This is a genomic window from Bifidobacterium criceti, from assembly GCF_002286935.1.
Lineage (GTDB): Bacteria > Actinomycetota > Actinomycetes > Actinomycetales > Bifidobacteriaceae > Bifidobacterium > Bifidobacterium criceti.
In genome coordinates, this window is the sequence record NZ_MVOH01000008.1 from 20,723 (window position 1) to 35,839 (window position 15,117).

Genomic DNA, 15,117 nt, shown 5'->3' on the forward strand with positions numbered 1-15,117 from the left:
CTCCTCCGCGGTTGTGTTGACTGGACGTTGCGAGCCCACAGCCTTAAGTCCTCTTCGGTTGCACGCCCATTGTAGGCGCGGGGAATCGACAGACCGCCCGCGCCTGCGGTGAAATGGCCATGATTTGAGATATCGGGACGCGCCGCCGGCGCCGCTGTGCACGTCCAGCGCCCGCACATAAATTGGGAACCATGAGCAACGAGCACGAACAACGTCACGACGACCCCCACGAACCGTCCGCCGACCATCATCACAATCACGGAGATCCGCTCAACAGTGGCGCTTCCGCAGTGGGAAAGTTCCACTCCCATTCGATTCCGCTCGATATGGAGGACATCGAACGCGACTGGGACAAGCCGATCCAAGACGCGGGCATCGCGGCGAAGGCGAGCGTCATCGTACGCGTCGGCATGCTCGACCTCGGCGCGGGCACCGGCAGCTTCCGCGTGCGTGAGATGATGCACCGCATCGCCTACCCACTCGGCGTGCACGTGCGCGCCGATGTCAATCTCACCGACATCGGAGCCGCGTGCACCGACGGCAGCGGACGCATCACCGAAGTCGTCAATCTGCCGACGACGGGTGTCAACACCGAACGCATCTGGCTCCTCGAACATTTCGCCGACTGGTTCAGCGTCAATCTTGGCACCGGTTCGATGTACCACCGCGAAACACAAGTGTCCGCAGGTCTCATGCAGCATCTCGACATGCGCGACGCGTCGCAGGTCTCCGCGGACATGGCGAAACAGCTGCGCGAAAAGCGGCATCAGGCGCGCGTCGCCGAACGCGCGGCCGCTTCCGACGCCGCCGTCGAGGATTACGAGGCGGCGATCGCCGGCAGCGCCGCCGACGCGGACGGTGACACGAACCCCAATACGGATGGTGAAGTCAACGAAACCGTCATCGATGCGCTCGTCCAGGCCGACGGACGCGTCGACGACGCGGACGGCAGCGCGGAACAGCTGCAGCTGCCGCGCAAACGACCGTTACGTGAACGCGTCGCCGCGAGCGCACGCGCACGCGCGTGGCGCGAGCGTGCGCAGCGGCCGCCGCAGAACGGATACGCCGAACATTTCGACCACGTCGGCGTGGCGCGCGCGACGCATACGGTCACGGTGCGCGACGTGCACAAACGCCTCGATATGATCGAACGTCGCAAACCGCTGTATTCACCTGCGCTTTCGGGGCTCGCATCGGCGTGCGCGTGCGCGTCGTTCGTGTTCCTCCTCGGTGGCGCACCGTATGACATGATCGGCGCGTTCGTTGGTGCGGGACTCGGTCAGTGGCTGCGGCGGCGGCTGTTCGCGCACCATCTCAACCAGTTCTTTGTGACGTTCGTGTGCGTCGCCGTCGCAGCGTTCGCGTGCGTCGGCACGCTGCGTCTCATCGGACTGTTCAATCCTGTCGCGTTGCAGCATGATACGGCGTACATCGGCGCGATGTTGTTCGTCATCCCGGGATTCCCATTGATCACGGGTGGTTTGGATATGGCGAAGATCGATTTCCCCTCGGGTGTGCAACGTGTCATGTACGTGTTGTGCATCATCCTGATGGCGACGCTCGCGGGATGGATGGTCGCGTCGCTTGTGCATCTCAATCCACAGGGGTTCGAATCCCCCGACCTCAATCCGTGGGTCACCGGTGGGTTGCGCGCGCTCTTCGCGTTCATCGGTGTGTGGGGGTTCTCGATGATGTTCAACTCACCGCAACGCATGTGCCTTGTCGCGGCGACGATCGGTATGGTGACGGACACGTTGCGTCTCGAATTGGTCGATTACGGACTCGCCCCCGAAGCGGGCGCGTTCCTTGGCGCGATGCTCGCGGGCATCCTCGCGTCCGCATGGCGTTCGGCGGTGCGCCACCGTCTGCTGCCGCCGCACCTCGGCTATCCGCGCATATGCCTGACGGTGCCGTCGATCGTCATCATGGTGCCCGGTATGTATATGTATCAGGCGATGTTCCACCTTGGGCAGTTCGAGACGCTGCTCGCGCTCGATTGGGCGTTCCGCGCGTTCATGGTCATCATCTGCCTGCCGATCGGTTTGGCGATGGCGCGCGTCATCACCGACAAATCGTGGCGGTACGACGTGTGATAGGGGCGCTTGGCGTCGCGCGGTGTCCGGATTGTGCGGACGCGCGTCACGTGCGCGCGCTTGGCGTCGCGCGATGCCGCGATTGTGTGATTGCACGTCAGCAACGGGTGCCCAGTGTCGTGCGGTGCCGCAATCTGCGGTATCGCACGACACTGACCACCCCCGTTCCGACGTCACCGCGCGCCGACGTCAGCGGTCGTAGCGCATGCCCATCGCCTCACGCACCTCGTCGAGCGTTTCGTTCGCGATCGCGTTCGCGCGGCGGTTGCCTTCGTGCAGGATGTCGCGGATCGTGTCCATGTCCTGCGCGAGCTCTGCGCGGCGCTCGCGGTGCGGCGCGAGGAATGCGTTGACCGATTCCGTCACGTACTGCTTGAGCGCACCGGCACCGGACGCGCCGATTTCGTCGGCGATGTCCTGCGGATCGCGTCCGGTGACGAGTCCCGCGGTCGTCAGCAGCGCGGAGACCTGCGGACGGTGTTCGGGGTCGAACGTGATCGTGCGTTCCGAATCGGTCGGGCTCTTCTTGATGAGCTTCGCCGTTTCTTCCGCAGTCGCGCCGAGCATGATCGAGTTGCCATAGGATTTGCTCATCTTGCGGCCGTCGAGTCCCGGGATTTCGGGAGCGTCCGACAGGATCGCCGCCGGTTCCGGGAAGATCGGGTGCTTCTTCGCGTACCGTTCGTTGAAACGGCGCGCGATCGTGCGCGTGATCTCGACATGCGGCAGGTTGTCTTTGCCGATCGGGACGACGTTCGCTTTGCAGAACAGGATGTCGCACGCCTGGTGCACCGGGTATGTGAGCAGCAGTCCCGTGAGCGCGTGCCCCGACGATTCCATTTCCGATTTGACGGTGGGGTTGCGGTGCAGTTCCGCTTCGGTGACGAGTGAGAGGAACGGCAGCATGAGCTGGTTCTCCGCCGGGATCGCGGAATGGGTGAAGATCATCGTCTTCTCAGGGTCGATTCCGGCCGCCATGTAGTCGAGGACGAGGTTGAGGACGTTGTCGTCGATGTGCTCGGTCGTGTCACGGTCGGTGATCACTTGGTAGTCGGCGATGATGATGTTCGTGTTGACGCCGCGGTCCTGCATCGCGACGCGTTCCCTGATCGAGCCGAAGAAGTGTCCGAGGTGGAGTCGTCCCGTCGGGCGGTCGCCGGTGAGCATCGTGAACTTGCCCGGGTTCTCCTCGAGCTTCTTCAGTGTTTCTTCCGAACGTTTTCTCGCAGCGAGGAAACTCGCGCTCATTTCGTTGCCGGCCGCGGTCAGGCGCGCCTCTTGTTCTTCAGCCATTCGTAATCCTTGTGCCGTTCGAATCATTGGTTTTCGGTGGTTTTCATCGTAGAAATCTGAGCAGACAACAAAAGCGGTCCCAAGAAGTGGTACTCTCTTATGTGATGAATTGATAGCAACACTTAATCCAGGGGGTCAGATGGGCCGCGGACGTCAGAAAGCCAAGCAGCAGAAGATAGCTAGGAAGCTCAAATACCTGACCACTGACACGGATTATGACGAGCTTGCGAAGGAGCTGGGGGCGCAGGAACCTGGCTCCGGTTCTTTCGATCCGTTTGCCGACGTGGAGGCGAAGTACGCCCAGGACGCGGATGTTGAAGAGTTCGAGGAAGAGGGGACGGCAACGTCGTCCGATTCCGATGATGACCTTGATGACTATGCGAAGTGGGCGGCTGAGGCCGCCGCGAAGGCGACGAGCGGTGAGATGCCGGTGACGCCGGCGCCGAAGCCGCACAAGCCGATCCCGATGCCAGTGCCGGGTGCGTTCAAACATCCCGAACATGATGCCGAATAGTGCATCGACTGCTTTCGACGAAGGCGGGTCCTCCTCATAGATAGTAAGGAAGGCCCGCCTTCTGCATATGCATATGCGATATGCATGCGTATCGTGGGGCTTGGGTATACCTGTCCCGATTAGCCGAGCGGAAGGATCGCGGAGAGGTCGTCGCGTTCGCCGACCGCCGAGATATGTCCGGCTTCACGTTCCTCGGACCATGTCGTGACGCCGCTCGCGACGCGCAACCACACGTCCGGGTCGAGTTCGATGACGTCCGGGGGTGTGAGGTTGTGCGGATCCGACGCGGGACCGTCGAGAATCTTCACGGCGCCCCACGGCGCGACGCGCACTTCGACGCCGGGGCCGGGCGCTTTCGTTTCGAGCATATGCAGCGAATAGCGCACCGCGAGCGCCATCGTCGGACGCGGCAACGTCGGCGCGATCCGTGTGGGCGGTTCGGTGCCGATGAGCTTTCGCGCGGCGTCGCACCACGTGTCGTACGCGTCCATGCCCGCGATGATGTCGGTTTCGCGAATGACAGCCATCCTCCCATTGTCTGCGCGACCCGAGATAAAGTCGTCCGGATATACATAAGCGTCGTGCGGTACCGCGGTTGTGCGGTCGCACGTCGGAATCGGGGTATGTAGCGTCGTGCGGTACCGCGTTTGTGCGGTCGCGCGTCAGGAAGAGAGGCCTATCATCGTGCGACACCTGGTTTGGGCGAACGCGCGTCGGAGAAGGGATGCTTAGCGTCGTGCGGCACCGCGGTTGTGTGGTTGCACGACGTTACATCGGCGTTACTGAAACAGAACTGAACAGCACATGAGACACGCGGGGGAGTGGGGGATGTAGATTGACGACGGTCGTCGATGATGGCGACTTAGTGCGCGTGAAGCGCTTGAGTAATGTGAAGGTTGGGGCACAAATACTGCATGGTTGCAGCGTAGGGCGACGGTACAGACCGTGCGTATGCTATGATTTTTTGATTGAGAACGTATGCAAAATTGGGCACATGGGCTTGCGATGCAGAACAAGGAACGGCAGGCGTGTGCGCCCATCGACGTTCAGAATGAAAATAATGTTCAGAGGAGTCATAGATATGACCGAACTTACGGCACCGAAGTCCTCGGTTACCGCAGCCCAGTTCGCGGACGAGATCCGCAACGAGCTCAAGTACACGCAGGGCGTTACGCCTGAACAGGCGAAGCCGGCGGATGTGTATGTCGCGACGGCGACCGCCGTGCGCAAGCACCTCATGGATTCTTGGATGAAGACCCAGCAGGACATGATCAACGGCAACACGAAGGCCGTCGGCTACCTGTCCGCTGAGTTCCTCATGGGTAAGCAGCTGCGCAACGCGCTGCTCAACTCCGGTCTTACCGACCAGTTCTACGCGGCGGTCAAGGACCTGGGCTTCGACGCCCAGGAAGTCATCGACGCCGAATACGAACCGGGCCTCGGCAACGGCGGCCTCGGCCGTCTCGCCGCGTGCTTCATCGATTCGCTCGCGTCGCTCGGCGTGCCGGCATTCGGCTACGGCATCCAGTACCGCTACGGCATCTTCCGTCAGGAATTCGACGAGGAAGGCCGTCAGGTCGAGCGTCCGGATTACTGGCTGACCAACGAAGCCCCGTGGGGCCACATCGACTATGCGCGCGATCAGCGTGTGAGCTTCGGCGGTGAGGTCGTCGAGGAAGACGGCAAGCGTGTGTGGAAGCCGGCCTGGTCCGTCCGCGCCATCCCGGTCGACTACATGGTTCCGGGCTACGAGTCCGGCCGCGTCAACACGCTGCGCCTGTGGCAGGCCCGCAGCTACGACGAGTTCGACCTGCTCACGTTCAATAAGTCCGAGTACCTCGACGCGGTGAAGCCGCAGGTCGAGGCCGAGAACATCTCGAAGATCCTGTACCCGGAGGATTCCACCGAGGTCGGCAAGGAGCTGCGTCTCGAGCAGCAGTACTTCTTCGCGAGCGCTTCGATCCACGACGCGATCCGCGTGTTCTACCCGAACCAGGACAAGCCTGATCTGACCACCTTCCCGGACAAGATCTGCTTCCAGCTCAACGACACCCACCCGGTCATTGGCATCCCGGAGCTCATGCGCATCCTGCTTGATGAGTACGGCTACGATTGGGACACCGCGTGGGACATCACGACGAAGACCTTCAACTACACGTGCCACACCCTGCTGCCCGAGGCGCTCGAGGTCTGGCCGGTCGCGCTCATCTCCAAGCTGCTGCCGCGCCACATGGAGATCATCAACAAGATCAACGACCAGTTCATGCACGAACTTGAGCAGATGACCGACGACGAGGCCAAGGTCGAGCGCATGCGCATCGTGACCGACGGCGAGAACCCGTCCGTGCGTATGGCGTACCTCGCTTCGTACGCCGGCGAGCACGTCAACGGCGTCGCCGAGCTGCACTCGCAGCTCCTCAAGGATGTCACGCTGCGTGACTTCTCGGACCTGTTCCCGAAGAAGTTCACGAACGTGACGAACGGCGTCACCCCGCGTCGCTTCATCAAGCTCGCCAACCCGGGCCTCTCGAACCTGATCACCGAGGGCCTCGGCACCGACAAGTGGCTCGAGGACCTTGAACTGCTCAAGAACCTTGAGCCGCTCGCGCAGGACGACGAGTTCGTCAAGAAGTTCGCGAAGGTCAAGTACGACAACAAGGTCCGCTTCGCCGACTTCGCGAAGTCCGAGTACGGCTTCGACCTCGACGCGTCGACGATGTTCGACACGATGATCAAGCGTCTGCACGAGTACAAGCGCCAGGCGCTCAAGGTCCTCGAGGTCATCGCGACCTACGCGGACATCAAGTCCGGCAAGGTCAAGGTCGAGGACGTCACGCCGCGCACCGTCATCTTCGGTGCGAAGGCCGCCCCGGGCTACTACCTCGCGAAGATGACGATCCAGCTCATCAACAACGTCTCGAAGGTCATCAACAACGACCCGGACGTCATGGGCAAGCTCAAGGTCGTGTTCCCGTGGAACTACAACATCCGCGTCGCGCAGATGCTCATCCCGGCGACCGAACTCGACGAGCAGATCTCGCAGGCCGGCAAGGAAGCCTCCGGCACGTCGAACATGAAGTTCGCCCTCAACGGCGCGCTCACCGTCGGCACGCTCGACGGCGCGAACGTCGAGATCCGCGAGCGCGTCGGCGCCGACAACTTCTTCCTCTTCGGCATGACCGTCGACGAGGTCGAGAAGATGTACTCCGACGGTTACGATCCGGCGAAGTACTACGAGGGCGATCCGCGACTCAAGGCCGCGATCGACATGGTCGCCGACGGCACCTTCTCGAACGGCGATAAGGACGCGTACGCGCCGCTCGTCTCCGATTGGCTCACGAAGGACTGGTTCATGACGCTCGCCGACTTCACGGCGTACCATGACATCCAGTCGCAGATCGAGACCCTCTACGGCGATCAGCTCGAATGGAACCGCAAGGCGATCCTCAACGTCGCGAACTCCGGTTACTTCAGCTCCGACCGCTCGATCGAGGACTACCTCGACCGCGTGTGGATGACGGGTCCGCTGCCGGCGGCAAAGAAGGCGGCGACGAAGAAGACGAAGTGAGCCTTCGTTGATTCGACGCTGACATCAGCCTGACGAAAGCGGCGGGTGGCACTGCACAGTGCCACCCGCCGCTTTCGTTGTCACGGATATGCGTGATGGATACGCGTCACGGATACGTCAATGTCGGTATCGGTAATCGATATCGATACCGAATATCCGAACATATGAACAGGCCGCGGTGCGCACGTTCCAACAATCGTGCGCACCGCGGCCTTCACCATTGGCGGTCCGCGTACCGTGCATCACCGGTCACGCACGACGGAGTGCGTACCGCGGATGCGTGCGGCGGTTTCGCTCAGGCGGCGTCGGCGGCCGGAGCAGCGTCGGTGACGTCGTCCTCCGTCTTGTCCTTCGCGAGCGTGAGGTCGACAGGAGACGAGCTGTTCTCCCACGGTTCCTCCCACGGATCGTAATCCGGGTTCTGCTGCTTGTAGATGTACACTCCGACGACTGCCGCGAGCAGCGCACCGAAGAGCAGCGCGAAGAACTTCCAACCGCTAGAGGACTTATGTTCCTTCATGACGGCTCCTTTCCGATTTGTGGTCGACTGGTTGCCCCAGACAACTCTGTTCACCATCATAGAGCGTCCGGCGTGTTCTCGCGACTTCGTTGTGCTCATGGCAAGTCCTTGTCTGGGAAGGCGGCGCGGGCGCTGCGACGCGCGCCGCAGCGCGCGTTGTGCGCACCGCGGACGTCGTGCGGCGGTGCGCTACAGTGAGACGTATGCCGAACAATCGTTTCTCACTGTTTCCTGATTCCCCGACGATGCGTCAGGTGTTCTCACTGCGTTCGCTACGCTACCGTTGGCGGAACAACGAACCCGTCGTCACATCGGCGATCATCCTCGTGTGCGTCATCGTGTGGATCGTCGAACTCGTCCTCAATTTCGTCGCGCCCACGGCGCTCGCGCGGATGCTGCAGTTCGGCGCGATACAGCCGTACCGTGCGTTGTCCGCGCCGTGGACCTTCGTCACGTCGATGTTCATCCACGCGCCGACGTCAGTGTTCCACATCCTGTTCAACATGCTGACATTGTGGTGCGTCGGGCCGTTCCTTGAGCGGCTCATGGGACATTGGCCGTATCTGATGCTGTATGTCGTCGCCGGCATCGGCGGCGGTGTCGGCATGGAGTTGTGGGCGGCGTTCGGCGGCGATCCGACGAATTGGCTCACGTTCTCCTACGGCGCGTCGGGTGCGCTCTTCGGTCTGTTCGCGGCCGTGCTCGTCGTCTACAGGAAAGCGGGCGCGGATATGCGGTCGATGCTCGTGTGGATGGCGATCAACTTCCTCATGCCGCTCGTCGTACCGAATATCGCGTGGCAGGCGCACGTCGGCGGTTTCGTCTTCGGTGGTCTGCTCACATTGCTCATCACCGACGGACCGCGCGCGCTGCGCGGCAGGTCGACGCTCACACGCACCGCAATCTACAGCGGTGTGTTCCTCGCGTTCGAAATCGTCATCGTCCTCATCTGCAACCAATACAACGTGTACGCGTTGTACAACCCGTATCATCTGTTCTTCTGAGCGTTGGCGTTGTGCGGTGATGCGCGGTTCCGCTGTGCGTCAGCGATGGCGCGGTTTTGTGCGGTCGCGCGACGGATGGAAGTGCTGGGCGTCGCGCGATGCCGCAGTTGTGCGATTGCGCGACAGAAGTAGGTGTCTAGCGTCGCGCGATGCCGCAGTTGTGCGGTCGCGCGACAGAGGTGGATGCTTAGCGTCGCGCGATGCCACGGTTGTGCGGCCGCGCGACGAAGGTGGATACTTAGCGTCGTACGATGCCACGTAGTGCGTGACCGAGCGACGGGAGTGGGCGTCTAGTATCGCGCGTTATCGCAGTGTGCGCGGGATCGCGACAGATGGAAGTGCTGGGCGTCGCGCGGTGGTGCGGTTGGTGCGATTGCGCGACGGAGGGGAGTGTTTTGTGTCGTGCGGTGCCACGCAGTGTGCGATTGCGCGACGAAGGATACTGTGTGACGCGCGTGGTCGACATACGCGCGACCGCGCGATAGAAGGGGGCAGCGTTACGCGGGATGCGGCTTGGGGTTGGATACAAAGGGCGATGCGCGCTGTGCGGATGTGCGCGATGCGATGGGGCTGCAGATGCGCGTACGGTCTAGGATGTGCTGCTTTCCAACTTACATCGGTGTAGTTTTCCACATGCTGTGGAAAACCTTGTGGATAACTCGGGGATAACCTGAGGAAAGAGGGCTAAGTTATCCACATAGATATCCACAAATGTTGATATCTTAGGCATCGACAGATGTGGACGGTGTGGATAACAGTTATCCACACCGTTGTGGAATCGTTGGAATGAAGCCACAACTAGGGATTGCGCATACGTATGGACCCTATATGTAGGGGGTGAAAAGTTATCCACAATTCACGTTATGTCAAAATTGAAAACGCGGTGGACATCCCCTTCCACCGTTCCTCCTCAAGGACTCCCACCCCGCATGACGTGGATGCCGGTGTCGGCACCTCGGCTTCACTGCTAGGTCGTCCGCACGTGACTTACGGACGGAGCTTTCCGCAATCGCGCACGTATGTTTTGCGTGCGATTCCCGAGATGGGTGGTGGACCCAGGTGATTGTGGAAAGACCTGTCGCAATTATCCTGTCGGCGTGGAAATGGGGGCAAGTTTTCTACTCATTATGAGTATATAGGCGTAATTGATAGCGTGTGCTCAGGCGCTTGACGCCGGTCGCCGCAGTGCTTTGCGAGCTTGTCGCGCCCGGCGGTGGCGCGCGCATAGGCGTGGACAGATGGAGGCGGTATGACCATCCCTCGCCAATGCGTACGTACAATGCGTGTATGCACATCGAAATCGACGGTTCGGAACAGCCGTCGGTGAATGCGGCGACGCGCGCGTTCATCGACGCCCATCTTGGCGACGACGTGCGCGACGTCGCGCTTCACGTGAAACGTGATGCCGGTGTGGATGTGCCGTTCGCGCTCGACCAGATCGCCGGACGCCATATCGCGCGGACGAAGCTGCCGCAGTGGGCGGCGAACGATGGCATCATCTATCCACCGCATGTGCCGATGGAGCAGTGTTCGTCGCAGCCCGCGGCCGAACTCAAGGCGAGGCTCGCGGCGGAACTCATCGAAGGAAGCGCGCATCCGACGTCGCTCGTCGATCTGACAGGTGGTTTCGGCGTCGACTTCTCGTTCATGGCGCGCGTCTTCGACGAAGCGACCTATGTGGAACGCCAGCGCCCGCTGTGTGCGCTCTCCGCGCACAACCTGCGCGCGCTCGGCGTCGCGAACGCGCATGTCGTGTGCGGCGACGGCGTCTCATATCTGCATACGATGGCGCCTGCGACGCTCATCTATCTCGATCCCGCGCGCCGCGACGCGCACGGCGCGCGCACCGTCGCAATCGCCGACTGCACACCCGACGTCCTCGCGTTGCGCGACGAACTGCTCGGCAAAGCGCCGTTCGTCGTCATCAAACTGTCGCCGATGCTCGATTGGAGGAAGACAATCGACGATTTCGGTGGTACCGTGAGCCGTTTGTATATCGTCGCCGTCGCGAACGAATGCAAGGAAATCCTCGTCGTGTTGACACGTGAAACCACCGCGCGTCCGCGCATCATCTGTGTGAATAACGATACGCGTCTCGAATTCACTGCGGGCGATGACGAACGTCCCCGCATCGCGCTGACGGAGGCGTTGCATCACGCGCGCTTCCTCTACGAACCGAACGCGGCGATCATGAAGGGTGGCGCGTTCGCGACGCTGCAGAAGCGGTGGGATGCGCTGCAGATCGGCGCGAACAGCCACCTCTTCGTGAGCGAACAGTGGATTGACGGATTCCCAGGACGCGCGTTCGCGATCGACGATATCGGCACGATGGGCAAAAAGGACGTCAAGCGGATGCTCGGGGGTGTGCGGAAGGCGAACGTCGCCGTGCGCAATGTGCCGCTCACGGCCGCGCAGCTCGCGAAGAAACTCAAACTTGCCGACGGCGGCGACGTCTACGTGTTCGCGACGACCGCCGCCGACGGCCGCCACATCCTCATCCGCGCCCATAAACCGTGATTGGAGGCTGTGTGCGGCACCGGCGCCGCAGTGGACAGCCATCTGCGGTGTACAGATGGACGTAGGTGGCGGCGGCACCGCTACGGACAGCCGTCTGCGGCGTACGTATGGACGTAGCTGGTGGCGGTGCCGCAGTGTGCGACCGTCTACAGTGCGCAGATGGACGTAGTCGGCGGCGGTGCCGCAGTGGACAGCCGTCTACAGCGACGCGGACAACAAACAGGCAACAAAAAAGGGCGTCAGGAGACGCCCGTATCAGCTGTGAGGCACAATCAACGCCACCAGACCATCATGATGAAGCCTGCGAGCATGAAACCGAACGCGATGAGCAGGTTCCAGAACCCGATCGCCGGAATCGGATACGTGTAGTTCGTCAGATAGAAGACGACGGCCCAGATGAGGCCGATGATCATCAATGTGCAGAACACGGGGACGAACCAGCCCGGATTCGCCTTCGTGCCCTTGATGCTCTCCTCGACGCGTTTCGTGTTCTCCTGCTGACGCTGCATCATGCGGCGCATCTGCGGCGTCATATCCTTCTCGTCAATCGTCTGGTTGAGGATCTCCTGGATGCGGCCGACCGGAATCTCATCGTTCTCGGCGTATGTGGCGGCTTCGGCGAGATCCATCGGAGCGTTCTTGGCGTTCTCGGCGTCCATTTGGCCATCCGTGGGTGTTTTGTGCAGCTCTTCGTCAGCCATTTGTCTAATCTCCTTTAATAGGCTAATTAGGTATCATAGTGGGTGCGCGCGAAAGCGGCCACCACGGGCGGCCATCATGAGCAAAATCATCATATTTCACCACATCGCGGCGAAAGTTCGGAGGAGACATGGCGAAGCGGAAACCGAAACACGGGTCCAGCAAGTCACTCATCGGCAGCGTATCCGTCCTGCTCGTCGTCATGTTCGCGGGGTTCCTGCTCATCAGCAACATGCGCGTCAACCGTACGACGACCGTGTCCTCGGATACCGCGGAACTCGTCGAGAACCGCGTGCGGAAGGTCGACAAGCTGCAGGAGGACGTCAACAAACTGAGTGCGCAAGTGGACGCGCTGAGCATGCAGGTGAACGCGAACCAACCGTCGACCGCGGAGAACGCGGGCCCAAGCACGATGCTGCCGGCGGTCGAGGGCCCGGGACTCACGGTCACGCTCAACGATTCGTCGATGTGGCAGAACGCGGTCGACTCCTCAGGGTCGGTCGTCGACAGTGACAAATACGTCGTGCACCAGCAGGACGTCGAAGCGGTCGTCGATGCACTGTGGGCGGGCGGTGCGGAATCGATGCAGATCATGGACCAACGTGTGCTGCCGACGTCAGCCGTCATATGTTCGGGCAACGTCCTGCTGTTCCAAGGACGCAAGTATTCGCCGCCGTTCACGATTTCCGCGATCGGTCCGCCGCAGTTGATGATGCACGCGCTCGACGGGTCGCGCGCCGTGCAGATCTACCGTCAGTACGTCAACGCGTTCGGTCTCGGATACGACGTCAAAACGGAAGACCATCTGCATTTCGACAGCACGACGATGCTGCTGCGTCCGTTGCAGTACGCGCGCGTACTGCAACAGCCGAACAGGTCGGGGGACGACACCGATGCCGCGGACGGCGGACAGACGGCGGACGGCGGCGCGCAGTAGCGCGCCCGCATGGTGACCGCGATACGCACATACGTAGTGCATACGCACAACGTACATATGTACAACGGACAACAAAGGGAAGACATGGCAGGACAATACGCGGCGCGACGCCGCACACGCAGCGTCGGGCGTTCAATCGTCACGATCATCGCGGAACTGCTGCTCACATTCGCGGCGATCTGCGGACTGTACGTCGCGTGGATGCAGTGGTGGACCGGTGTCGAATCGGACCACGTCCAACAGGAGACGCGCGCACAGGTCGCATGGGCGCAGCCGAACGACGGCGGCACGTTGCATATCGCGCAACCGCAGAGCGGCGAACCGCCCGTGCAGCCGGAAAGCGCACCGGTCGGCGAACTCATCGCACGCGTCTACATCCCCCGTTTCGGCGACCAATGGGAACGCAACCTCGTGCAGGGCACGTCACTCACCGAACTCAACAAGCACGGCCTCGGGCACTATGTGGACTCGCAGATGGCAGGACAGGTCGGCAATTTCGCGATGGCCGGCCACCGCAACGGCTATGGGCAGCCCCTCGGCGACGTCGACACACTCGAACAAGGGGATGCGATCGTCATCCGCTCGAAGGACTACTGGTACGTCTACCAGTACACGAACCATACGATCGTCACACCGAACGAAGGGTGGGTCATTGGACCGAACCCCGAACACCCCGAGGAGGCGCCGACGAAGCGGCTCATCACGATGACGACATGCGAGCCGAAATATACAGCGCCGACGCACCGCTGGATAAGCTTCGGCGAATTCAAGTATTGGGCGAAAGTCACGGACGGCATTCCGCAGGAACTCGCGAAGACCGGCGCGAACGGCGCCGTCGAGTTCATCAACAACGAACGGCAGCCGTTCGCGTCGTCGATCGGTTCGCTCGCGCCATGGGTGTGGGGTGCGCTCGCGGTATACGCCGCCATCTTCCTCGCGGCGGCCATCGCATGGCGTTGGCCGGCGTTGCGTGCGATACGCGAAGGCAGCAAGCCGCTTCCTGACGCGGACATCTACGGATGGCTGCTGCGGCACCAGCCGGGCGCGGCGCCGATCCGTTGGCTGCTGCTGCTCCTGCTCGTGTTTGCCGCAGCCGCCGCGCTCTTCCAATGGGGATTCCCGTGGGCGGCCGCGAACATCCCGTTCCTGCAGCAGATGTCCAACTACGTGGCCGTCTAGCGCTACACTGGCTACCAACTGACATTGACTACCAACCGACACTGACCACCATGGGCGCGCGGCCGACCCCTCGCGCCATCGAAAAGGACCATGATGACCGATTCCGCACATATCCTCGTCGTCGACAACTACGACTCGTTCGTATACACGATCGTCGGCTACCTCAAGACGCTCGGCGCGGACGTGACGGTCGTGAGGAACGATGCGCTCGATGTGGCCGATCCGCATATGCTCGACGGCTACGACGGCGTCCTCATCTCACCGGGGCCGGGCGCACCTGCCGACGCGGGCGTGAGCGAGGATGTGATCCGCGCATGCGCCGCGACGCGCACGCCGATGTTCGGCGTATGCCTTGGCATGCAGGCGCTCGCGGAGGTGTTCGGATGCACGGTGAGTCATGCGCCGTCGATCATGCATGGCAAGACGAGCCTCGTCGAGCATATCGATGACGAGATCTTCGCGGGTGTCGCGAATCCGATGACGGCGACGCGTTACCATTCGCTCGCCGTACAGCCGGATTCGGTGCCGAAGGATGTCCTTGAGGTGACCGCGTGGACCGTCGACGACCATATCGTCCAGGGCATCAAGCACCGCGAACTGCCGCTCTACGCTGTGCAGTTCCATCCCGAATCGGTGCTCACACAGGATGGCTACCGTCTGTTCGCGAACTGGCTCGCGATTTGCGGGCAGCCGGATGCCGTCGACAAGAGTCTCGGGTTGCAGCCGAAGCTCGCGCGCTGAGGGACGGTCGTTACAGACGAGGGCGCCCCCGGTTCCCAAGATGGAACCGGGG

Annotated in this window: 12 protein-coding genes; 8 read left to right on the plus strand and 4 right to left on the minus strand. The window is 61.8% G+C overall.

The features are described from left to right. Nucleotides 1–326: 326 nt before the first annotated feature. Nucleotides 327–2,093: a threonine/serine exporter family protein gene (locus B1526_RS04325; RefSeq protein WP_235607039.1), complete on the plus strand. Its 1,767-nt coding sequence runs from the start codon at nucleotides 327–329 to the stop codon at nucleotides 2,091–2,093. A gap of 189 nt (nucleotides 2,094–2,282) precedes the next feature. Here the strand turns inward: B1526_RS04325 and trpS are convergent, their stop codons facing one another. Further along, a complete protein-coding gene (gene trpS / locus B1526_RS04330; protein ID WP_095614870.1) occupies nucleotides 2,283–3,386 on the minus strand; it encodes a tryptophan--tRNA ligase in 1,104 nt (367 codons plus the stop codon). 139 nt (nucleotides 3,387–3,525) lie between these two features. On the opposite strand from trpS, the gene B1526_RS04335 reads away from it, so the two are divergent. Continuing rightward, nucleotides 3,526–3,900, plus strand: coding sequence for a DUF3073 domain-containing protein (locus B1526_RS04335; RefSeq protein WP_095614871.1), 375 nt, complete (start codon nucleotides 3,526–3,528; stop codon nucleotides 3,898–3,900). 119 nt (nucleotides 3,901–4,019) lie between these two features. Here B1526_RS04335 and B1526_RS04340 read toward each other — a convergent pair whose 3' ends face one another. Further along, a complete protein-coding gene (locus B1526_RS04340) occupies nucleotides 4,020–4,427 on the minus strand; it encodes a sterol carrier family protein (RefSeq protein ID WP_162287935.1) in 408 nt (135 codons plus the stop codon). Nucleotides 4,428–4,981: 554 nt separating this feature from the next. Between B1526_RS04340 and B1526_RS04345 the strand changes: the two genes are divergently transcribed. Then, nucleotides 4,982–7,468 carry a glycogen/starch/alpha-glucan phosphorylase gene (locus tag B1526_RS04345; RefSeq protein ID WP_095614872.1) on the plus strand — a complete coding sequence of 829 codons (2,487 nt, stop codon included), beginning with the start codon at nucleotides 4,982–4,984 and terminating at the stop codon, nucleotides 7,466–7,468. 295 nt (nucleotides 7,469–7,763) lie between these two features. Here the strand turns inward: B1526_RS04345 and B1526_RS04350 are convergent, their stop codons facing one another. Beyond that, the gene (locus tag B1526_RS04350) at nucleotides 7,764–7,988 is read right to left on the minus strand and encodes a hypothetical protein (RefSeq protein ID WP_095614873.1); all 225 of its coding nucleotides are present in this window, start codon (nucleotides 7,986–7,988) and stop codon (nucleotides 7,764–7,766) included. 203 nt (nucleotides 7,989–8,191) lie between these two features. Between B1526_RS04350 and B1526_RS04355 the strand changes: the two genes are divergently transcribed. Continuing rightward, complete coding sequence (locus tag B1526_RS04355) at nucleotides 8,192–8,992, plus strand: rhomboid family intramembrane serine protease (protein WP_095614874.1); 801 nt, start codon at nucleotides 8,192–8,194, stop codon at nucleotides 8,990–8,992. A gap of 1,287 nt (nucleotides 8,993–10,279) precedes the next feature. Next, nucleotides 10,280–11,509 carry a THUMP-like domain-containing protein gene (locus B1526_RS04360; protein WP_095614932.1) on the plus strand — a complete coding sequence of 410 codons (1,230 nt, stop codon included), beginning with the start codon at nucleotides 10,280–10,282 and terminating at the stop codon, nucleotides 11,507–11,509. 272 nt (nucleotides 11,510–11,781) lie between these two features. Here B1526_RS04360 and crgA read toward each other — a convergent pair whose 3' ends face one another. Continuing rightward, nucleotides 11,782–12,210: a cell division protein CrgA gene (crgA, locus tag B1526_RS04365; RefSeq protein ID WP_095614875.1), complete on the minus strand. Its 429-nt coding sequence runs from the start codon at nucleotides 12,208–12,210 to the stop codon at nucleotides 11,782–11,784. Nucleotides 12,211–12,338: 128 nt separating this feature from the next. On the opposite strand from crgA, the gene B1526_RS04370 reads away from it, so the two are divergent. The 3 genes from B1526_RS04370 (at nucleotide 12,339) to B1526_RS04380 (ending at nucleotide 15,065) form a co-directional block, all read left to right on the plus strand. Next, a complete protein-coding gene (locus tag B1526_RS04370; RefSeq protein WP_095614876.1) occupies nucleotides 12,339–13,145 on the plus strand; it encodes a DUF881 domain-containing protein in 807 nt (268 codons plus the stop codon). An 84-nt stretch (nucleotides 13,146–13,229) separates the two neighbouring features. Next, the gene (locus B1526_RS04375; protein ID WP_095614933.1) at nucleotides 13,230–14,324 is read left to right on the plus strand and encodes a class E sortase; all 1,095 of its coding nucleotides are present in this window, start codon (nucleotides 13,230–13,232) and stop codon (nucleotides 14,322–14,324) included. Nucleotides 14,325–14,417: 93 nt separating this feature from the next. Beyond that, nucleotides 14,418–15,065 carry an anthranilate synthase component II gene (locus B1526_RS04380; protein WP_095614934.1) on the plus strand — a complete coding sequence of 216 codons (648 nt, stop codon included), beginning with the start codon at nucleotides 14,418–14,420 and terminating at the stop codon, nucleotides 15,063–15,065. Nucleotides 15,066–15,117 lie beyond the last annotated feature (52 nt).